Here is a 17865-nt window from a genome sequence, read left to right on the forward strand (position 1 = left end):
CAGCTGCACACTACGTCCGAGGTCCATGAGGATGCGGGCCGGCGGCCGGCACTACCCTGGGGTCAGCTGTTCTCACCCAGCGGCTTCACCGCCTGCTTCTGCAGTGACAGCAGGCCCAGCAGCAGCGCCAATGCCACATAGGCGCCGGCGAACTGCCAGCTGATCATGCGCGCCAGGCCGTCCAGATCCCACGGCAGGTAGATGCCACCGCGCGGGTCCACCGAGTGGATCAGGCCGAACAGGGTCAGCACCGCCGCCACCAGCAGGAAGCCGCAGGCGCGGCGCAGGCGGCCATCAACCATGGCCGCCACCGCAGAGATCCACAGCATCGAGGTGATGATGAAGCCATTGCCGAGAGTGAAGATCACCGCCAGCTCAGGCAATCCGTGGCCATCGAGCTTGGTCAGCAGCTGCGGCAGCTGGTCCGGTGCGATCCAGCCTGGCGCCTTGATCGCCAGCAGGTACGCTACCGACGGCAGGAAACCGAACACCATCGCGCCGGTATGGTGGCGCGGCGTGGCCTGGAAGGCCTGGGTGGTGATGTCGATGGCCACGTACACGATGATCGGTGCCAGCACCGCCAGCGGCAGCCACTGCACCAGCCCGGAGATGATGCCGAGCATGCCGCCGATGCCGACGAACAGGCCGGTCAGCAGCGTGTAGCCGCTGCGCGCGCCCATGTGCTTGTAGGCCGGCTGGCCGATGTACGGCGTGGTCTGCGCCACGCCACCGCAGACACCGGCCACCAGCGTAGCCACCGCTTCCACCAGCAGGATGTCACGGGTGCGGTAGTCATCGCCGGCCGCGCGCGCGCTTTCGGAGACGTTGATGCCACCGACCACCATCAGCAGGCCGAACGGCAGCAGCAGCGGCAGGTAGGTCATCGCGGTGGGCAGGCCGTCGAGGAAGCCCAGCGTCGGCAGCGGCAGCACCACCTGCGGCGGCACCCACGCCGGCACGTGGAAGCCCGGTGCGCCCAGCCCGGCCAGGCCAAGGCCGTAATACAGCACGGTGCCGAACACGAAGGCCAGCAGCACGCCCGGGCCACGCACCGGCAGCTTGCCTTTGGCGATCAGCACATACAGCAGCAAGCCCAGCGTGGTGAAGCCAACCAGCGGCGAGCGCAGCGTTTCCAGCAGCGGCAGCAGGCCCATCAGCACCAGCGCGATGCCGGCGATGGAGCCCAGCAGCGCCGCACGCGGCAGCGCGCGCGTGACCGCCTCGCCAAAGAACGACAGCACGAACTTGAGCACGCCCATGATGACCAGCGCGGCCATGCCCAGCTGCCAAGTGGCGATGCCCGCCTCGTGCGGATCCATGCCCTGCTGCTTGAAGGCGATGAAGGCCGGGCCGAGCACCAGCAACGCCATGCCGATGCTGGTCGGTGCATCCAGGCCGAGCGGCATGGCAGTGACATCGTCGCGACCGGTACGCGCAGCCAGCCGGCGGGCCATCAGGGTGTACAGCAGGTTGCCGACCAGCACGCCGAAGGCGGTGCCGGGGAACATGCGGCCGAACACCACGTCGGCGGGGAACTGGAAGATCCCGACCAGGGCCATGGCGATGAAGCCGAGGATGGAGAGGTTGTCGACGACCAGGCCGAAGAAGCCGTTGAAGTCGCCGGCGATGAACCAGCGACGCGGTGCGGCGGAAGCGGGAGCGGACATGGAAGGGGTGGTGGGGGTGGGGACCGCCGATGGTAGGCCCAGCGGGGCCCGGGCGCCAATTCCGTCGTGGAATGATGGGTTCCAGCCAACGGCGGGGCCCCTCGTGGCTGGGTTGGTCGCGGACAGCGATTTCTGGGTTGGGCCGGTCGGGATGGGCTGCGCAGGACACGCCGTAAACCCGTCCCTGGGGGCTCGATGGCGCCATCCATGGCGCCAACGGTCCTGCGCAGCCCATCCCGAACGGCCCCTGACAGTTTCCTGCGCGTGCCAGCCACGGAAGAGAATCAAAAGATCAAAAGCAAAGGCAGGCTCTCGTTGTTGCGCCGAGCCCATGCTCGGCTGCTGTACGCGAAGCCTCTCAGCCGAGCATGGCTCGGCTCTACAAGAACAATTCGATCATTTCCACGCTATCCACGCATGGCGTGGTTCTACTGTGTCGACCAAGGTCGACACCTACCAACAGCAGCGATGATCTGTCGAAGGCGGGGTGGGTCCGGTTGCGGGGGCGTGAGCGCCATGGATGGCGCGACCGAGCTTACATGGATGTACTTGCAGCGTCCCCCGCAACCGGACCCACCCCGCCATCCCTCAGAAACCTGCTCCTGCTGTTGGTGTTGCCGGCCAGCGGCCGGCACTACCGCGGGTGCAGGGCGCAGCCCTGCATCAACCACCCCCCTACTTCTTCAGGAAGTTGTCCACCAGCAGATGCTTCACGTCGTCGAAGCGGCCGTTCAACACCGCCTTGGCCGCATACAGCGCGGTACCGGCCACCTGCTTGGCCTCGATCTGCGGCGGCATCACCAGCTCGGCGCGGCTGGTGTGCACGTCCAGCAGCGCCGGGCCGCGCTGCGCCAGGAAGTCCTGCACTGCCTCCTCCAGATCCTCGCTGCGGGTCACCGTGCGGCCGTGGAAGCCGATCACCTCGGCCAGGCGGCCGAAGTCCGGGTTCTTCAGGTCGGTGTAGTTGTCCAGCAGGCCTTCCACCTTCTGCTCCAGCTCGACGAAATTCAACGAGCCGTTGTTGAACACCACCACCTTGATCGGCAGGTCTTCCTGCACGGCCGTCAGAAGATCGCCCAACAGCATCGCCAGGCCACCATCGCCGGACAGCGAGATCACCTGCCGACCCGGGAACGCCTTCTGCAGGCCCAGTGCCTGTGGCATCGCATTGGCCATCGTGCCGTGAAGCAGGCTGGTCAGCGTGCGGCGGCGTCCGTTGACGCGGATATGGCGCAGCACCCACACCATCGGCGAGCCACCGTCGGCAGTGAACAGCGCATCATCGGTGGCATATTTCGACAGCAGCGCGGTCAGGTGCTGCGGATGGATCAACTCGCCCTCACCGGGCTGCTCTTCCTTCTCGCGCTTCTTCAGTGCCTTGTCACGGCGCTCGATGCACTCGTCCAGGAAACTGCTGTCCTCGCGCGGCGGCAGCATCGACAGCAAGGCGTCCAGCGTCGGCGCGATATCACCGACCACGCCAAGGTTCACCGGATGGCGGCGGCCGAGGTGGCTGCCATCGCGGTCGACCTGGATGATCGTGGCCTTGTCCGGATAGAACTGGCCCCAGGCGAAATCAGCGCCGAGCAGCAGCAGCGTGTCGCATTCCATCAGCGTGTGGAAGCCGGATTCGATGCCGAAGATGCCGGTCATGCCCATGTTGTACGGGTTGTCCGGCTCGACGAAATCCTTGGCGCGCGAGGTGTGCGCCACCGGCGCCTGCAGGCGCCGGGCCAGTTCCAGCAGTTGCGCGTGCGCGCCCTGGCAACCGGCACCAGCGTAGACACCAATGCGCTTGCCCTGCCCCAACAACTCGGCGATACGATGCAGTTCCGCGTCGGAGGGACGCAGCACCGGCTGGGTGTAGTGCACCGAGAACGGCACATCGTGCTTCACCTCGGCCTCGCTGATGTCAGCCGGCAGGATCACTACGGCGACGCCGCGACGGCTGATCGCGGCCTGGCAGGCCAGCGCCACCACGCGTCGTGCCTGTTCGGCACTGTGCACCTGCTCGCAGAACACCGTGCAGCTGCCATACACCGCCTTGAAGTCCACTTCCTGCGGGAACTCCATGCCCAGCTCGCTGGTGACGATCTGGCTGGCGATCAACACCATCGGCGCGCGGTTGCGATTGCTCTCGAAGATGCCATTGATGAAATGCAGACCTCCCGGGCCGCAGGAGCCAGCACACGCAGTCAACTGGCCGCTGACCAGCGAATCCGCGCCTGCGGCGAATGCGGCCACTTCCTCATGCCGTACGTGCACCCAGGCGATCTCGCTGCCATGCATCGCATCGGTCACATGGTTGAGCGTATCGCCCACGATGCCGTAGCAACGGCGGACACCGGCCTGCTGCAGGGCGTCCACCACGATTTCGGCCACGCGCTTGCTCATCGGATACATCCTCGAACGGGGGAACACCCGAGGCTAGACCTGATGAAGTGATGCTTCCGCAAAAAAAGGGGACGGAGGGAATTAAGTCGTTAACGGCACAAACGACTTAATTCCCTCCGTCCCCTTTTTTCTTCAATCGTTGACGTTGATCCAACCTTCCACCGCGCCCAGCTTCGGATTGCGGTAGCGCAGCTTCATCCAGCCATCCTGTTCATCCAGCATTTCCACACGGTCGCCCTGCACCAGATAACGCTTGGTGCTGGATGCACCGGGTCGGTCGTACAGGAACAGGCGCGCTGGCACCACGGTGGCCTGCTGGCCACGCAGCGGCCCATCCGGCGGTGCGCCCAGGCCATCGGCGATGGCGGTCTCCAGCACACGACCGGCGGGATCATAGGTGCGCCAGACCGCCAGCGGACCCTGCTCGTCGGTCTGTTCCCATTGCAACGCGGCGTTCACCGTGTCGCCCAGCATCAGCACGCTCTCGCTGCGGTAGAGGTAGAGCTTCGCACCTGCAAACCGGTACTGGTCGGCGTACCACATCGGGCCACTGCGGCAGCTGCTGGTCAGGGTTCGAGTGGCAGCATCCACGCTCAACCCCATCAGGTCACCGCAACTGTCCTTGCCGTGGGTGTCGGCCTGCAGCGCGCGGAACCCGGCACTGGCCGGGTCGAAGCGGTACACCGCCACCGCCTCGTTGACCATGCCCATCGATGCACGCGCGACCAGTTCCGGGTATCCATCGAAATCGACGTCTTCCAGCGACCAGCGCGAATTGCCATCGGCATCCGCCGCACCCGCCAGCGTCTGGCGCTTGCCTGACGGTGACAGCTGCACTGCGATGCTGCCGTCCTGCTGGGGATCGGCATGCGCCTGCACATGCGCGGCCACCTGGAAGCGTAGCGTTTCGCTATCGTCCCCACGCGCCTGCGCCGTCGGTGCCAGCACACCTGCCAATACCAGGCCCAGCAAGCATTCCCTGTAGTTCATCATTGCTCCCTGCGGCACCGCGGCGGCACCTTCAACTCAGAACGATACCTCGACCGCCTGCCGCGACCACAGCACCGATTGATGCTTGGTCTGCTGCTTCCACGCCAGGCGGATGGCTTCGATATCGGCACGGCGCTGCGGGGTGTCCTCGTGCAGCACCACCAGCACCTTGGTGCGCAGGCGGTTGGGCGCGGCATCACCGTGGAACAGCCATTGGCCATAGGCATCGAACACGGTCAGGCCATCCGGGAAGCGCGGGGTCACTTCCTTGTCCAGGAAAGTGCGCCACTGCGCATCGCTGATGGTGTCGGCCTGCGGGCGATTGCCAGCGCCCTGCTCTTCACCCACGCCGAAGTACAGCTCGCTGCGCACCCAGCCGTGGCCGGCGGACGGGCGTGCGGCATCACCCTTCAGTTCGGCGGTGGTGGCCGTGGCATAGGCGCTGGGCGCCTGAGAGGACAGGCTGGCGCAGCCACTGGTGGCCAGCAGCACGGCGAAGACGAGGCCAAGGCGTTTCATCGGTACAGCTCCGGGGAAGGGGGACAAGGCGAGCCGGCAGCGTACAGCGCCACCGGTCCGGCGTGCTGATGCCAACGAGGCATCAACTCATGCCGGACCGGCAGGGACTTGCATCGGCACCGGCCATCACGCGAAGATAATATATCGCTTCATCCGGATGGATGTAAGTGAAGCCATCTCCCCCTTCCCCCGTCGTTGTTGTTGCTGGAGCCCCCATGTCCATCCGCCTGCCCGCGTCGCCGCTCGGCCTCGCCATCGCCCTCGCGCTTTCCTCCACCGCCGTCCCGGCTCTGGCCCAGGACGCTACCAACCTCGACACCGTGATCGTCACCGGCACCCGTGCCGCCGACCGCACCGTGCTCGAATCCACCTCGCCGGTGGATGTGCTCACCGCCGAGGACATCCGCAAGGCCGGCGTGGTCAACGGTGAGCTGGGCAGTGCGCTGCAGGCCCTGCTGCCGTCGTTCAACTTCCCGCGCCAGTCCAACTCCGGCGGCGCCGACCACGTGCGCGCCGCACAGCTGCGTGGCCTGTCGCCGGACCAGGTGCTGGTGCTGGTCAATGGCAAGCGCCGCCACCACACCGCGCTGGTGAACACCGACGGCAAGATCGGCAAGGGCACCACGCCGGTCGACTTCAATTCGATCCCGGTCAGCGCGATCAAGCGCATCGAAGTGCTGCGCGACGGCGCCGGTGCGCTGTACGGCTCCGATGCGGTGGCCGGCGTGATCAACGTGATCCTCGACAACGGCGGTGACGGCGGCGAGATCGAGGCCAGCTACGGTGCCAACCACACCGACCTCAAGCCGATCGGCCGTACCCTCACCGACGGCCAGACCGGCAACTTCAGCGCCAAGGTCGGCACCTCGCTGGGTGAGGACGGCGGCTTCCTGCGTGTCGGCCTGGAGTACAAGCACCGCAACGGCACCAACCGCGCCGGCTTCGACCAGATTCCGCCGTGGGACCAGACGCCGGACAACCTGGCGCTGCAGGGCAAGCGCAACTACGTGCTGGGCGATGGCAAGAGCAAGGACATCAACCTGTGGCTGAACACTGAGATCCCGGTGGGCCAGACGTCGACGTTCTACGCGTTCGGCACCTTCAACCAGCGTGATACCGAAGGCGCGAACTACTTCCGCTACCCCGATGGCGATGCCAACTGGAAGCAGGTCTATCCGAACGGTTACCGGCCGGTCTCCGAAGGCGAGAACCGCGACGTGCAGGCCGTGGCCGGCGTGCGCGGCCAGTGGGGTGAATGGAGCTACGACGGCAGCCTGGATTACGGCCAGAACGACTTCACCTACCGCCTGCGCGATTCGCTCAACGCGTCGTTGGGCCCGACCAGCCCGACCCGCTTCAAGACCGCCGACTACGAATACGCACAGACCGTGGGCAACCTCGATCTGAGTCGTGTGTTCACCCAGAGCGACAGCATCAGCCACACCCTGGGCCTGGGCGTGGAAGCGCGCCACGAGCGCTACCAGACCCGCCCCGGTGACCCGGCCAGCTATGCCGCCGGCCCCTACACCGATCGCCCGACCGGCTCGCAGGCCGGTGGCGGCCTGACCCCGCAGGATGCGGCGCGCCTGTCGCGCGACGTGGCCAGTGCCTACGCCAGCCTGTCCAGCCAGTTCGGCGAGAAGTTCTCCACCGATCTGGCCGCACGCTACGAGCACAACGACGACTTCGGCGGTGAACTGACCGGCAAGCTCGGCCTGCGCTATGAATTCACCCCGGCGTTCGCGCTGCGCGGCGCGATCTCCAACAACTTCCGTGCGCCGTCGCTGGCACAGATCGGCTACGAATCCACTTCCACCGGCTACAACGCTGGCGGCCAGCTGGTGCAGGGCCGCCTGCTGTCGGTCAACAATCCGATCGCACGCGGCCTGGGTGCGCAGAACCTGAAGCCGGAAAAGTCGATCAATACCTCGCTGGGCTTCACCAGCCGCATCGGCGAGCACTTCGACCTGTCGCTGGACTTCTTCCAGATCGACATCGACGACCGCATCGCGCTGTCGGAGAGCATCACCGGTGATGCGCTGACCGACTACGTCGCCGCCAACTACGGCGTCAGCGGCCTGCAGAGCGCCAGCTTCTTCGTCAACGCCGCCGATACCCGCACCCGCGGCGCCGAGCTTGTCACCAACTGGCGCCAGTCGCTGGGCGATGGCCAGCTGCTGCTGACCGGCACCTATGCGTACACCAAGACCACGCTGAAGAACGTGCTGGCCACGCCGGCGCAGCTGCGTGCACTGAACCCGGACTACGTGCTGTTCGGCATCGAAGAAACCAACACGCTCACCGATGCTACGCCGCGTACGCGTGGCAGTTTCTCGGCCGCATGGAGCAACGACCACTGGTCGCTGAGCACCCGCGTGAACCGCTATGGCAGCGCCACCCGCGTGTTCAACTTCGGTGATGGCTACATCCCGCGCCAGACCTACCAGGCCGAATGGCAGCTGGATGCGGAAGTGGAGTACCGCATCACCCCGCAATGGAGCGTGGCCATCGGCGGCCAGAACCTGACCGACAACTACCCGGATCGATCCAACAGCGATATCCACTACTTCGGCAACCTGCCGTACGACGTGCTGTCGCCGATCGGCAGCAACGGCGCGTACTACTACGGCCGCGTCCGCTATACGTTCTGATTCATCAGTCCGGTAGTGCCGGCCGCTGGCCGGCAACCTCAGGGTGCATCCAGGGACCATGACGTTGCCGGCCAGCGGCCGGCACTACCCAATCCGTAGCCTGCCCTCGACCCCACGTACACGCCCGCGCTGGCAAGCTGGGCATCATGGCTGAACCGCTCCCCCTGCGTCCGCCACCGCCATTGCTGGATGACGCCTGCGCGTTGTTCCTCGATGTCGACGGCACCCTGATCGAATTCGCTGCACGCCCGGATGCCGTGCAGTTGCTGCCGGATGTGCGTGAAGCCATCGGCCGCATCAGCGACCGCCTGGAAGGTGCCGTGGCACTGGTCAGTGGTCGCCCGCTTGAGCAGCTGGATCAACTGTTCGCTCCCCTGAAATTGCCCGCCGCCGGCCTGCATGGCCACGAACTGCGCGGCGAAGACGGTCGCGTCCTGCGCGACGAACACGACGACGACACCGCCGAGTGGCTGCATGCGCTGCACCAGCAGGCGATGCGCTTTGCCCACGGCCATCCCGGCGTACTGGTGGAAGACAAGGGCGTCGGCCTGGCGCTGCATTGGCGCGGTGCGCCGCACGCGGCAAGTGATGTGCGCGCCTTTGCCGACCGCCATGTGCGTGGCCGTGCCAGCTATCGCCTGCAGCCCGGTGACCATGTGGTCGAATTCGTTCCGGTCGGCACCGACAAGGGCCGTGCCGTGCGCCGGATGATGCAGTACCTGCCGTTCCGCGGCCGCCTGCCGGTGTTCCTCGGCGATGACCTGACCGATGAGTTCGGCTTCGACGCCGCCAATGGCCAGCATGGCTGGAGCGTACTGGTAGGCGAACGGGAACCCAGCAAAGCCGTGTTCGCGCTGCCCGACATACGCAGCGTGCACGCCTGGCTGCGTGAGAATGCCTATTGACCCGGCCACCCCACGGCCGCAACCGAGATGTACCGCGTGATGACCCAACCCGATCTTGATCTGGGCGTGGTCGGCAACGGCAGCTTCGGCGCCCTGGTCGACAAACGTGCCCGCGTTGTCTGGAGCTGCCTGCCCACCTTCGACGGCGACCCCACCTTCTGTGCCCTGCTCGGCCCCAACCAGCAGACCGGTGGCGACTTCGCCATCGAGCTGGAGGACTTCGCGAGCAGCGAGCAGGAATACCTGACCAACACCGCGATCCTGCGTACCGTGCTGCGCGACGCGCACGGTGGTGAACTGGAAATCCTTGATTTCGCCCCGCGCTGGCGCCAGAACGACCGTTTCTACCGACCGGTCAGCCTGATCCGGCAGGTACGACCACTGGCCGGCAGCCCACGCATCACCGTGCACGCACGGCCACTGGCCGACTGGGGCGCACGCGTGCCCGAGTCCACCTGGGGCAGCAACCACGTGCGCTGGATCCTGCCCGAACACGTGCTGCGGCTGACCACCGACGTGCCGGTGCGCTTCATCCGCGATGGCCTGCCGTTCGTGCTCAACCATCCCATCCACCTGATCCTGGGCGTGGATGAATCGCTCAACCGCTCGATCAGTGGCTATGTGCAGGAAGCCTTCCAGCGCACCCGCGACTACTGGCGCGAATGGGTGCGCTACCTGTCCATTCCACTGGAATGGCAGGACGCGGTGATCCGCAGTGCGATCACCCTGAAGCTGTGCCAGTACGAGGACAGCGGCGCGATCATCGCGGCGATGACCACCTCCATTCCGGAAGCGCCCGGCAGCGTGCGCAACTGGGACTACCGTTACTGCTGGCTGCGTGATGCCGCGTTCGTGGTGCGCGCACTGAACCGCCTCGGCGCCACGCGCACGATGGAACAGTTCCTCGGCTATATCTTCAACCTGGCCACCACCGATGGCACGTTGCAGCCGCTGTATGGCATCGGCTTCGAGGCCAAGCTGGACGAGGACGAAGTACCCAGCCTGTCCGGCTACCGCGGCATGGGCCCGGTGCGGCGTGGCAACCTGGCCTGGGTGCAGCGCCAGCACGATGTCTACGGCAGCGTGGTGCTGGCGTCCACGCAGTTGTTCTTCGACCGCCGCCTGCAGGACCCGGGCGATGCGCACACCTTCGCCCGCCTGGAACCCTTGGGTGAACAGGCGTTCGCCCTGCACGACGTGCCTGATGCCGGCCTGTGGGAGTTCCGCGGCCGCACCGAAGTGCACACCTACACCAGCGCGATGTGCTGGGCAGCGTGCGATCGCCTGTGCAAGATCGCCGTGCGCCTGAAGCGCGATGACCGCGCTCATTACTGGCGCGAGCGTGCCGACACCATCCATGCGCGCATCATGGCCGAGTCCTGGAGCGAGGAGCTGGGCCACTTCACCGACACCTTTGGTGGCCATCGGCTGGATGCCTCGTTGCTGCTGCTGGCCGACATCGGCTTCATCGACGCGCTGGACGCCCGCTTCATCGCCACCGTCGATGCCATCGGCCGCGACCTCAAGCATGGCAATTCGCTGTACCGCTATGTCGCGCCGGATGACTTCGGTGAGCCGGAAACCAGCTTCACCATCTGCACCTTCTGGTACATCGACGCGCTGGCCGCGATCGGGCGCATGGATGAAGCACGCGGGATGTTCGAGCTGCTGCTGAAGCAGCGGAACCACCTGGGCCTGCTGTCGGAGGATCTGGCCTTCGACAGCGGCGAGGCCTGGGGCAATTTCCCGCAGACCTATTCGCACGTCGGCCTGATCACCGCCGCAATGCGCCTGTCGCGGTCCTGGCAGGAGGCATCGTGAGTCGTCTGGTCGTGGTCTCAAACCGTGTGGCCGTGCCCGGCGAGAACCGCGCCGGCGGCCTGGCGGTCGGCCTGCTGGCTGCCCTGAAGGAACGCGGCGGCCTGTGGTTCGGCTGGAGTGGCAAGACGGTGAAGGAAGGCAGCGGCACGCTGCACCGGCAGAAAGACGGTGACATCGACTACGTCACCATGGACCTGAGCAAGCGCGAGGTGGACGGCTACTACAACGGCTTCGCCAATCGCACCCTCTGGCCGTTGCTGCACTTCCGCCTGGATCTGGTCGACTACGACCGGGGCACCCGCGAGACCTACCACAAGGTCAACGCGCTGTTCGCTGACAAACTGGCGCCGCTGCTGCGCGAGGACGACATCGTCTGGATCCACGATTACCACCTCATCCCGCTCGGCGCACTGCTGCGCGAGCGTGGCATCGGCTGCCGCATCGGCTTCTTCCTGCATATCCCGATGCCCTCGGCCGACCTGCTGCAGGCCATGCCCGACCACCTGCGGCTGTTCTCCGCGCTGTACGCCTATGACCTGGTCGGCTTCCAGACCCAGCGCGATGCAGATCGCTTCCAGACCTACCTGCGCCTGTTCGGTGGTGGTCGCGTGCTCGACAACGGCGAGCTGGAAGCACCAGGCGGGCGCCGCTTCCGTGCGGCGGCTTTCCCGATCGGCATCGATACCGAATTGATTGCACGCCAGGCCGGCACCGCCGCCACCAAGACCGCGGTAAAGAACCTGCGCGCCAGTCTGCGCGATCGCCAGCTGGCGATCGGCGTGGATCGCCTGGACTACTCCAAGGGCCTGCCCGAGCGTTTCCTCGGCTTCGAGCGCTATCTGGAGCGCCATCCGGATCAGCGCGGCTCGCTGACCTACCTGCAGATCGCCCCAGTCTCGCGCGGCGATGTCACCGAGTACCGGCAGCTGCGCAGCCAGCTGGAGCAGATCGCCGGCCACATCAACGGTGGCCACGCCGAACCGGACTGGACGCCGCTGCGCTACGTCAACCAGAACTTCACCCACGCCACCCTCACCGGCTTCTACCGGGCGGCGGCAGTGGGCCTGGTCACGCCGCTGCGCGATGGCATGAACCTGGTAGCCAAGGAGTACGTGGCGTCGCAGGACCCGGAAGACCCCGGCGTGCTGGTGCTGTCGCTGCTGGCCGGCGCCGCCGACGAACTCAAGCAGGCGCTGCTGGTGAACCCGCATGATCTGGACGGCGTGGCCGACGCCATCGCCACGGCAGCAACGATGTCACTGAGCAGGCGCAAGGAACGCTGGCACGCGATGATGGATCACCTGCGCACCTACGACATCAATCACTGGCGCCGCAGCTATCTGGACGCGCTGGAAGGTTGAGGAAAAAAGGGGACGGAGGGGATCAAGGCAGTTGTGCACAGACGCCTTGATCCCCTCCGTCCCCTTTTTCCTTCAATCCAGGAATCGCGCTGCCTGCTCCGGTGCGGGCAGATGACATGCGTCGTGCCGTCCGAACCAGCGGTAGCGGTTGCGCGCCAGCGCGCGGTACGCGGCATCACGCCAGCCGCGCGGCACTGCCCGTAGTACGCCGGTCAGGCGCCAGGCGCCGCCCAGCCCCGTCAGCACGCGGAGGATCGCATCGGTATCGGTCCAGGCACCCTGCGCGTCCAGCAGCAGGAACGACATCGGGTCCTGCGGGTCCAGCCCGTGCGCGCGCAACATCGCGCTGCCCTGCTGCCCCTGCATCGCCGCAAAGCGGTAGCGCCCCGCGCGGTCGAAACGCAGCAGGAAGCGCACCCAGCGGTTGCACAGCGCGCATACGCCATCGAATACGATCACCGCGCTGCCCGCCTCGGCGGCGGCCTCACTGCGGTTCGAGCCAACCTTCATAGCGAATCAGGGCTCCCGCCCAGGGCAGCGTCACATCGACCAGGAAAGTGTAACGCTCACCCTGCCAGGCTTCGCGGCAACGCACGCCACCAAACCAGCGCCTCGGCAGCGGCAGCAGCCCGAACGCCCAGACCCGGCGCACCGACCAGTCGATGCCACCGTCGCGGGCCTGCAGATCAAACTCGAAGCGCGCCGCACCCAACTGCTCGCGCAGATGCCCCTCGTGCGCCCACAGCCGCGACACCATCGGCCAGCGGCCAAACCGCCGCGCCCATTGCTCGCCCTGCCCGTGTGCGCTGAACGCCACTTCGGTGGGCAGCGCTTCACCGTCCTTCGGCAACCGCGCCAACGCGGCCAGCAGCGGCACCAGCCAGTGTCGCCCTCTCACGATGCGCGCCTGCCCCACGTAGCGGCAAGGCAACGGTGCGGCATGCAGCGCCTGCACCGGCGCGGCCAGGGTGGCGAAGGCCGGCCCCAGCACGCGCGCGAACAGCGGCGTGGTCAGGGCGCGATCCAGGCCAGGGTCGCCATGCGCCCGGTGCGACGGTCGCGCCGGTGCGAATACAAGTCAGGATCGGCCATCGTCGACACCGTGCCGCCATACACCTGCGCCGGGTCCATGCCCGCCGCCTGCAGGCGCTGACGTGCCAGGGCGAACAGGTCCACCTTCCAGTGCCCCGGGCGTGTCGCCACAAACGCCGCCTCGGCCGCCGGATCATGGCCGACGAAGGCGTGGAAGACCTCTTCGCCGATCTCGTAGTCGGCCGGCCCGGCCGCCGGGCCCAGCCACGCGCGAAGCTGCGCGGGCGGGGTCTGCATGGCGGCCACGGTGGCCTCCAGCATGCCGTCGGCCAGCCCGCGCCATCCAGCGTGAGCGGCGCCCACCTCGCTACCGTCGGCAGCGGCGAACACCACCGGCAGGCAGTCGGCGGTCAGGATCGCCAGCACCAGGCCGGGCACCGAGGTCACCGCAGCGTCGGCCACCGGTTCGCTTGCGCCAGGCACCGGCGGCGTTGTGAAGCGCAGCACCGTGCTGCTGTGCACCTGGCGCAGCCAGTGCGGTGCCGAGGGCAGCGCCAGCCCCTGCTGCAGCAGCTGGCGGTTGTGCTCCACGTTGGCCGGGGTATCACCATCGGCCGCGTGCCGGTTGCCCAGGTTGAACTGCGCGAACGGCGCCGGCGAAATGCCCGCACCGTGCCGACGCGTGGTCAGCGCATGGACGCCCGGAGGCGCCGGCCAGTCCGCCTGCAGCAAAGGCAACGCGGCGGCCATCACCAGCGGTCCCGCTCGCGTGCGGCGAAGGCTTCGCTGTCTTCGCGCAGCACCTTCATCAGGTGCAGCATGTCGTCCGGCACCGGCGCGGTGTTGCGCACCGGCTCACCGGTGATCGGGTGCGTGAACTCCAGGGTCTCGGCGTGCAGGGCCTGGCGCTTGAAGCCGCGCAGCGCGGCTACCAGCTCATCGCTGGCGCCCTTGGGCAGCTTCAGCGCACCGCCGTACAGCGGGTCACCGATGATCGGATGGCGCACATGCGCCATGTGCACGCGGATCTGATGGGTACGGCCGGTTTCCAGGCGGCACTCCAGCGCAGTGTGCGCACGGAAGCGCTCGCGCAGGCGGTAATGGGTGATCGCTTCCTTGCCGTCCTCGCGCACGGCCATCTTCAGGCGGTCGCGTGGGTGGCGGTCGATCGGGGCATCGGCGGTACCGCCGGCCACCAGCGCACCCATCACGATGGCCAGGTACTGGCGGTGCACGTCGCGCGCGGCCAGCTGCTCGACCAGTGCGGTCTGCGCTTCCAGGGTCTTGGCCACCACCATCACGCCGCTGGTGTCCTTGTCCAGGCGGTGCACGATGCCGGCGCGCGGCAGCACCGCCACCGACGGGTCGCGGAACAGCAGGGCGTTGACCAGGGTGCCGCTGTGGTTGCCCGCGCCCGGGTGCACCACCAGGCCGACCGGCTTGTTGATCACCAGCAGGTGCTCGTCCTCGAACAGCACGTCCAGCGGGATGTCCTCCGGCTGGGCGTCGGTCTGGGTCTCGAGCACCACGTTGAGGGTCACGAGCTCGCCGCCGCGCAGCGGATCGCGCGGGCGCACCTGGGCGCCGTCCAGCAGCACCTCACCGGCCTTGATCCACTCGGTCAGGCGCGAACGCGAGTATTCGGGGAACAGTTCGGCCACCACGGCGTCGAAACGACGGCCGGCCGCAGTGTCGGGGACGATGGCCTGGCGGGCCGATTCAGAGGGTTGTTCAGACATGGCAGGGGGCATTCTTTGAAATTTTGGGGTCCCGGCGGCCGGTTTCAGTCGCTGGACAGGACACTAGGCTATCATCGACCCTTCGTATTCCAGCCGCGTCCCGCCTCGACCCCATGATCCGACGCTCCGCCATGCTCTCCGCGCCCGTCCGCCTCACCGCCCTGCTGCTGGTGCTGGTCATCGCCGCCACCGGCTGCCACCGTGGTGCCAAGAAGGGCGATCGCCCCGATGAAGGGACGCCGGTCGAACAGTTGTACGAGAAGAGCCACAAGCTGATGCAGGGTGGCAACTGGAGCGGCGCCGAAGCCAGCTTCCGCCGCCTGGTGGCCCAGTATCCGTACGGTCCGTACACCGAGCAGGCGATGATCGAGACCGCCTACGCCCAGTACAAGGCCGGCAAGCACGATGACGCGGTGTCCAGCATCGACCGCTTCATCCGTACCTACCCGACCCATCGCAACATCGCGTACCTGTACTACCTGCGCGGCCTGGCCAACTCCAACCGCAGTACGGTTTTCCTGCGCCGCGTATGGTCGCTGGATGCCAGCCGTCGCGACCTGTCCACGCCGCACCAGGCGTATTCGGACTTCAACATCGTGGTCGACCGCTATCCCAACAGCCGCTACGCCGCCGATGCGCGCCAGCGCATGCTGGAGCTGCGTGACGTGTTCGCCCAGCATGAGCTGGACAACGCCCTGTACTACATGCGCCGCGGCGCCTGGGTCTCGGCCGCCGGCCGCGCCAACTACCTGCTGGAAACCTACCCGCAGAGCGCGTTCCAGTACGACGCCGTGGCTGTGCTGGCCGATTCCTACACCCACCTGGGCAACAAGACCCTGGCCGACGATGCCCGCCGCGTCCTGCAGCTGAACCAGCCGGACCACCCGTGGCTGGAAGGCAAGTGGCCGAAGTACCCGTGGATGATCCGCAAGCTGAACCCGTTCGCCGGCGAGAAATCCGCCAGCACCGGCCAGCGCAACGCGCGACTGGAAAAGAAGTAAGAGAGGGCCCCGAAAGGGGCCTTTTCTTTGTCGGTAGATCCACGCCATGCGTGGATGGTTCGTACGCCCATGGACCACGACACTAGGAATTCTACGAATTCCCGGCGGATGCGACGCCGGTCGCATCCCGCTCCGGCGACGCCCTCCACACTGCGGCGCAACGGCCATCCCGGCCGTGAAGGAGCGCCCCATGACCCTACCGCCCCGCCGTTTCCGCCCCCTCGCCTGCCTCCTTGCCACCGCCGTGCTGGCGCTGTCCTCGGGCCCCCTCGCTGCCGCACCGGGTGCACCGGGCGATCTGCTGTCTGCTGCCCCCTATCGCGCGTCATGGGTGCCGTCCAAGGCTGCGCAGGCCTACAAGCTCCACTACCGCACCCCGGATCTTCGCGGCCAGCTGGCCGAAGGCACCGGCCTGCTGTACCTGCCCGCCGGCGCGGCTCCAGCGGGCGGCTGGCCGGTGGTGTCCTGGGCACATGGCACCCAGGGCATCGCCGATCGCTGCGCGCCCTCGGTGTCCGGCCCCTACCAACCCGAACGCGACGGGCGCTTCCTCGATCAGTTCCTGGCCCAGGGCTATGCGGTGGTCGCCGCGGACTACCAGGGGCTCGGCAGCCCCGGCGAGCATGCCTATCTGCATGTGCGCACTGCCGCGCGCAATGCCATCGACCTGGTCAAGGCCAGCCGCCAGTACCTGGGCAACGCAGCGCTGTCGCCGCGCTGGGTCTCGGTTGGTCATTCACAGGGTGGCGCTGCAGCCCTCACAGCCGGGCATCTGGCGCCCACCTATGGTGGCCCTTCCCTGCACTACCGCGGCAGCTTCACCACCGGCACGCCCACCGCCGTCGAGCTGACCGCGCTGGTGATGAAGCCGGACAACCGCACCGCCAATCCTGGCGCGCTCAACGCGTATCACGCGTATCTGCTCGACGGTCTGTTGCAGGTTGCGCCACAGATCGACCGCGTCCTCAGCGACACCGGTCGCGCCCGCGTGGCAGTGGCACGCGAGCAGTGCCTGGGCGAACTGGCCACCACGCTGGACGGTGCGGATACCGGCAGCATGTTCACTGCACCGCTGACCAGCGTGCCGGGCATCTGGGCGGTGCTGTACGACTATCTCGGCGTACCGCGCCGCGGCTTCAGCCAACCGCTGATGCTGGGCCACGGCAGCGAGGACCGCGATGTGCCCTATCTGACCACCCTGCTGTATGCCGCAGGCCTGGCCCTGCGAGGCGAGCCGGTCGCGTTCCGGCGTTACCCGGTCGACCACCGCGGCACGCTGGATGCGGCAGCGGTGGATGGCCTGGCGTTTGTGCGGGCACGGCTGGGGGACGGACGCTTCAACGACGCTGCGGAAACCGCCAGCCTCGAACAGCTGCTTGAGGACGCCCAGTAGATCCACGCCATGCGTGGAGGCGCGGTATACGGGTTGCCGGCAGCGGCCGGCACTACCGAACGCAGTAGAGCCACGCCATGCGTGGATGCGCGGTATACGGGTTGCCGGCCAGCGGCCGGCACTACCGAACGCAGTAGATCCACGCCATGCGTGGATGCGCGGTATACGGGTTGCCGGCCAGCAGCCGGCACTACCGGACGGAGTAGAGCCACGCCATGCGTGGATGCGCGGTATGCGGGGTTGCTGGCCAGCGGCCGGCACTACCGAACGCAGTAGATCCACGTCATGCGTGGATACGCGGTATGCGGGGTTGCCGGCCAGCGGCCGGCACTACCGAACGCAGTAGATCCACGTCATGCGTGGATACGCGGTATGCGGGGTTGCCGGCCAGC

The 17865-nt window shown here is 67.1% G+C and carries 14 protein-coding genes; 6 read left to right on the forward strand and 8 right to left on the reverse strand.

Annotated elements, in window-relative coordinates:
- Positions 1 to 62: 62 nt before the first annotated feature.
- From ACX9OT_RS10245 to ACX9OT_RS10260, 4 genes are all read right to left on the reverse strand, one after another.
- Positions 63 to 1667, reverse strand: coding sequence for a SulP family inorganic anion transporter (locus ACX9OT_RS10245; RefSeq protein WP_180845400.1), 1605 nt, complete (start codon positions 1665 to 1667; stop codon positions 63 to 65).
- A 675-nt stretch (positions 1668 to 2342) separates the two neighbouring features.
- Positions 2343 to 4061 (reverse strand): thiamine pyrophosphate-dependent enzyme, encoded by a 1719-nt coding sequence (locus ACX9OT_RS10250; protein ID WP_459001938.1) that lies wholly within the window; start codon positions 4059 to 4061, stop codon positions 2343 to 2345.
- A gap of 132 nt (positions 4062 to 4193) precedes the next feature.
- Complete coding sequence (locus tag ACX9OT_RS10255) at positions 4194 to 5051, reverse strand: SH3 domain-containing protein (protein WP_459001940.1); 858 nt, start codon at positions 5049 to 5051, stop codon at positions 4194 to 4196.
- Between the two features lie 36 nt (positions 5052 to 5087).
- The gene (locus ACX9OT_RS10260; protein WP_459001942.1) at positions 5088 to 5570 is read right to left on the reverse strand and encodes a DUF3574 domain-containing protein; all 483 of its coding nucleotides are present in this window, start codon (positions 5568 to 5570) and stop codon (positions 5088 to 5090) included.
- A 215-nt stretch (positions 5571 to 5785) separates the two neighbouring features.
- Here ACX9OT_RS10260 and ACX9OT_RS10265 point away from each other — a divergent pair, with 215 nt between their 5' ends.
- From ACX9OT_RS10265 to otsA, 4 genes are all read left to right on the forward strand, one after another.
- The gene (locus ACX9OT_RS10265; RefSeq protein ID WP_459001944.1) at positions 5786 to 8221 is read left to right on the forward strand and encodes a TonB-dependent receptor plug domain-containing protein; all 2436 of its coding nucleotides are present in this window, start codon (positions 5786 to 5788) and stop codon (positions 8219 to 8221) included.
- A 146-nt stretch (positions 8222 to 8367) separates the two neighbouring features.
- The gene (otsB, locus tag ACX9OT_RS10270) at positions 8368 to 9126 is read left to right on the forward strand and encodes a trehalose-phosphatase (RefSeq protein ID WP_032128814.1); all 759 of its coding nucleotides are present in this window, start codon (positions 8368 to 8370) and stop codon (positions 9124 to 9126) included.
- A 39-nt stretch (positions 9127 to 9165) separates the two neighbouring features.
- Positions 9166 to 10947, forward strand: a complete 1782-nt coding sequence (locus tag ACX9OT_RS10275; protein ID WP_459001946.1) for a glycoside hydrolase family 15 protein — start codon at positions 9166 to 9168, stop codon at positions 10945 to 10947.
- On the forward strand, positions 10944 to 12308 hold the full coding sequence (otsA, locus tag ACX9OT_RS10280) for an alpha,alpha-trehalose-phosphate synthase (UDP-forming) (RefSeq protein ID WP_459001948.1): 1365 nt from the start codon (positions 10944 to 10946) through the stop codon (positions 12306 to 12308). Before ACX9OT_RS10275 ends, otsA begins: the two co-directional genes overlap by 4 nt.
- Positions 12309 to 12380: 72 nt before the next feature.
- Here the strand turns inward: otsA and ACX9OT_RS10285 are convergent, their stop codons facing one another.
- Genes ACX9OT_RS10285 through rluD form a run of 4 tightly spaced genes read right to left on the reverse strand, consistent with a single transcriptional unit; the run spans position 12381 to position 15079 of the window.
- Positions 12381 to 12818 carry a thiol-disulfide oxidoreductase DCC family protein gene (locus ACX9OT_RS10285; protein ID WP_180845408.1) on the reverse strand — a complete coding sequence of 146 codons (438 nt, stop codon included), beginning with the start codon at positions 12816 to 12818 and terminating at the stop codon, positions 12381 to 12383.
- Entirely contained in the window at positions 12793 to 13299 is a 507-nt protein-coding gene (locus ACX9OT_RS10290; protein WP_180845413.1) for a DUF4166 domain-containing protein, read from the reverse strand. The genes ACX9OT_RS10285 and ACX9OT_RS10290 overlap by 26 nt, the downstream gene beginning before the upstream one ends.
- 20 nt (positions 13300 to 13319) lie before the next feature.
- Positions 13320 to 14090, reverse strand: coding sequence for a peptidoglycan editing factor PgeF (gene pgeF, locus ACX9OT_RS10295; protein WP_459001950.1), 771 nt, complete (start codon positions 14088 to 14090; stop codon positions 13320 to 13322).
- On the reverse strand, positions 14090 to 15079 hold the full coding sequence (gene rluD, locus ACX9OT_RS10300; RefSeq protein WP_080291790.1) for a 23S rRNA pseudouridine(1911/1915/1917) synthase RluD: 990 nt from the start codon (positions 15077 to 15079) through the stop codon (positions 14090 to 14092). The genes pgeF and rluD overlap by 1 nt, the downstream gene beginning before the upstream one ends.
- Positions 15080 to 15192: 113 nt before the next feature.
- On the opposite strand from rluD, the gene ACX9OT_RS10305 reads away from it, so the two are divergent.
- Together ACX9OT_RS10305 and ACX9OT_RS10310 are read left to right on the forward strand one after the other, a co-directional pair.
- Positions 15193 to 16080, forward strand: a complete 888-nt coding sequence (locus tag ACX9OT_RS10305) for an outer membrane protein assembly factor BamD (RefSeq protein WP_029379759.1) — start codon at positions 15193 to 15195, stop codon at positions 16078 to 16080.
- Between the two features lie 190 nt (positions 16081 to 16270).
- Positions 16271 to 17473, forward strand: a complete 1203-nt coding sequence (locus ACX9OT_RS10310) for a lipase family protein (RefSeq protein WP_459001953.1) — start codon at positions 16271 to 16273, stop codon at positions 17471 to 17473.
- Positions 17474 to 17865 lie beyond the last annotated feature (392 nt).

This window comes from Stenotrophomonas genospecies 3 (assembly GCF_054473855.1).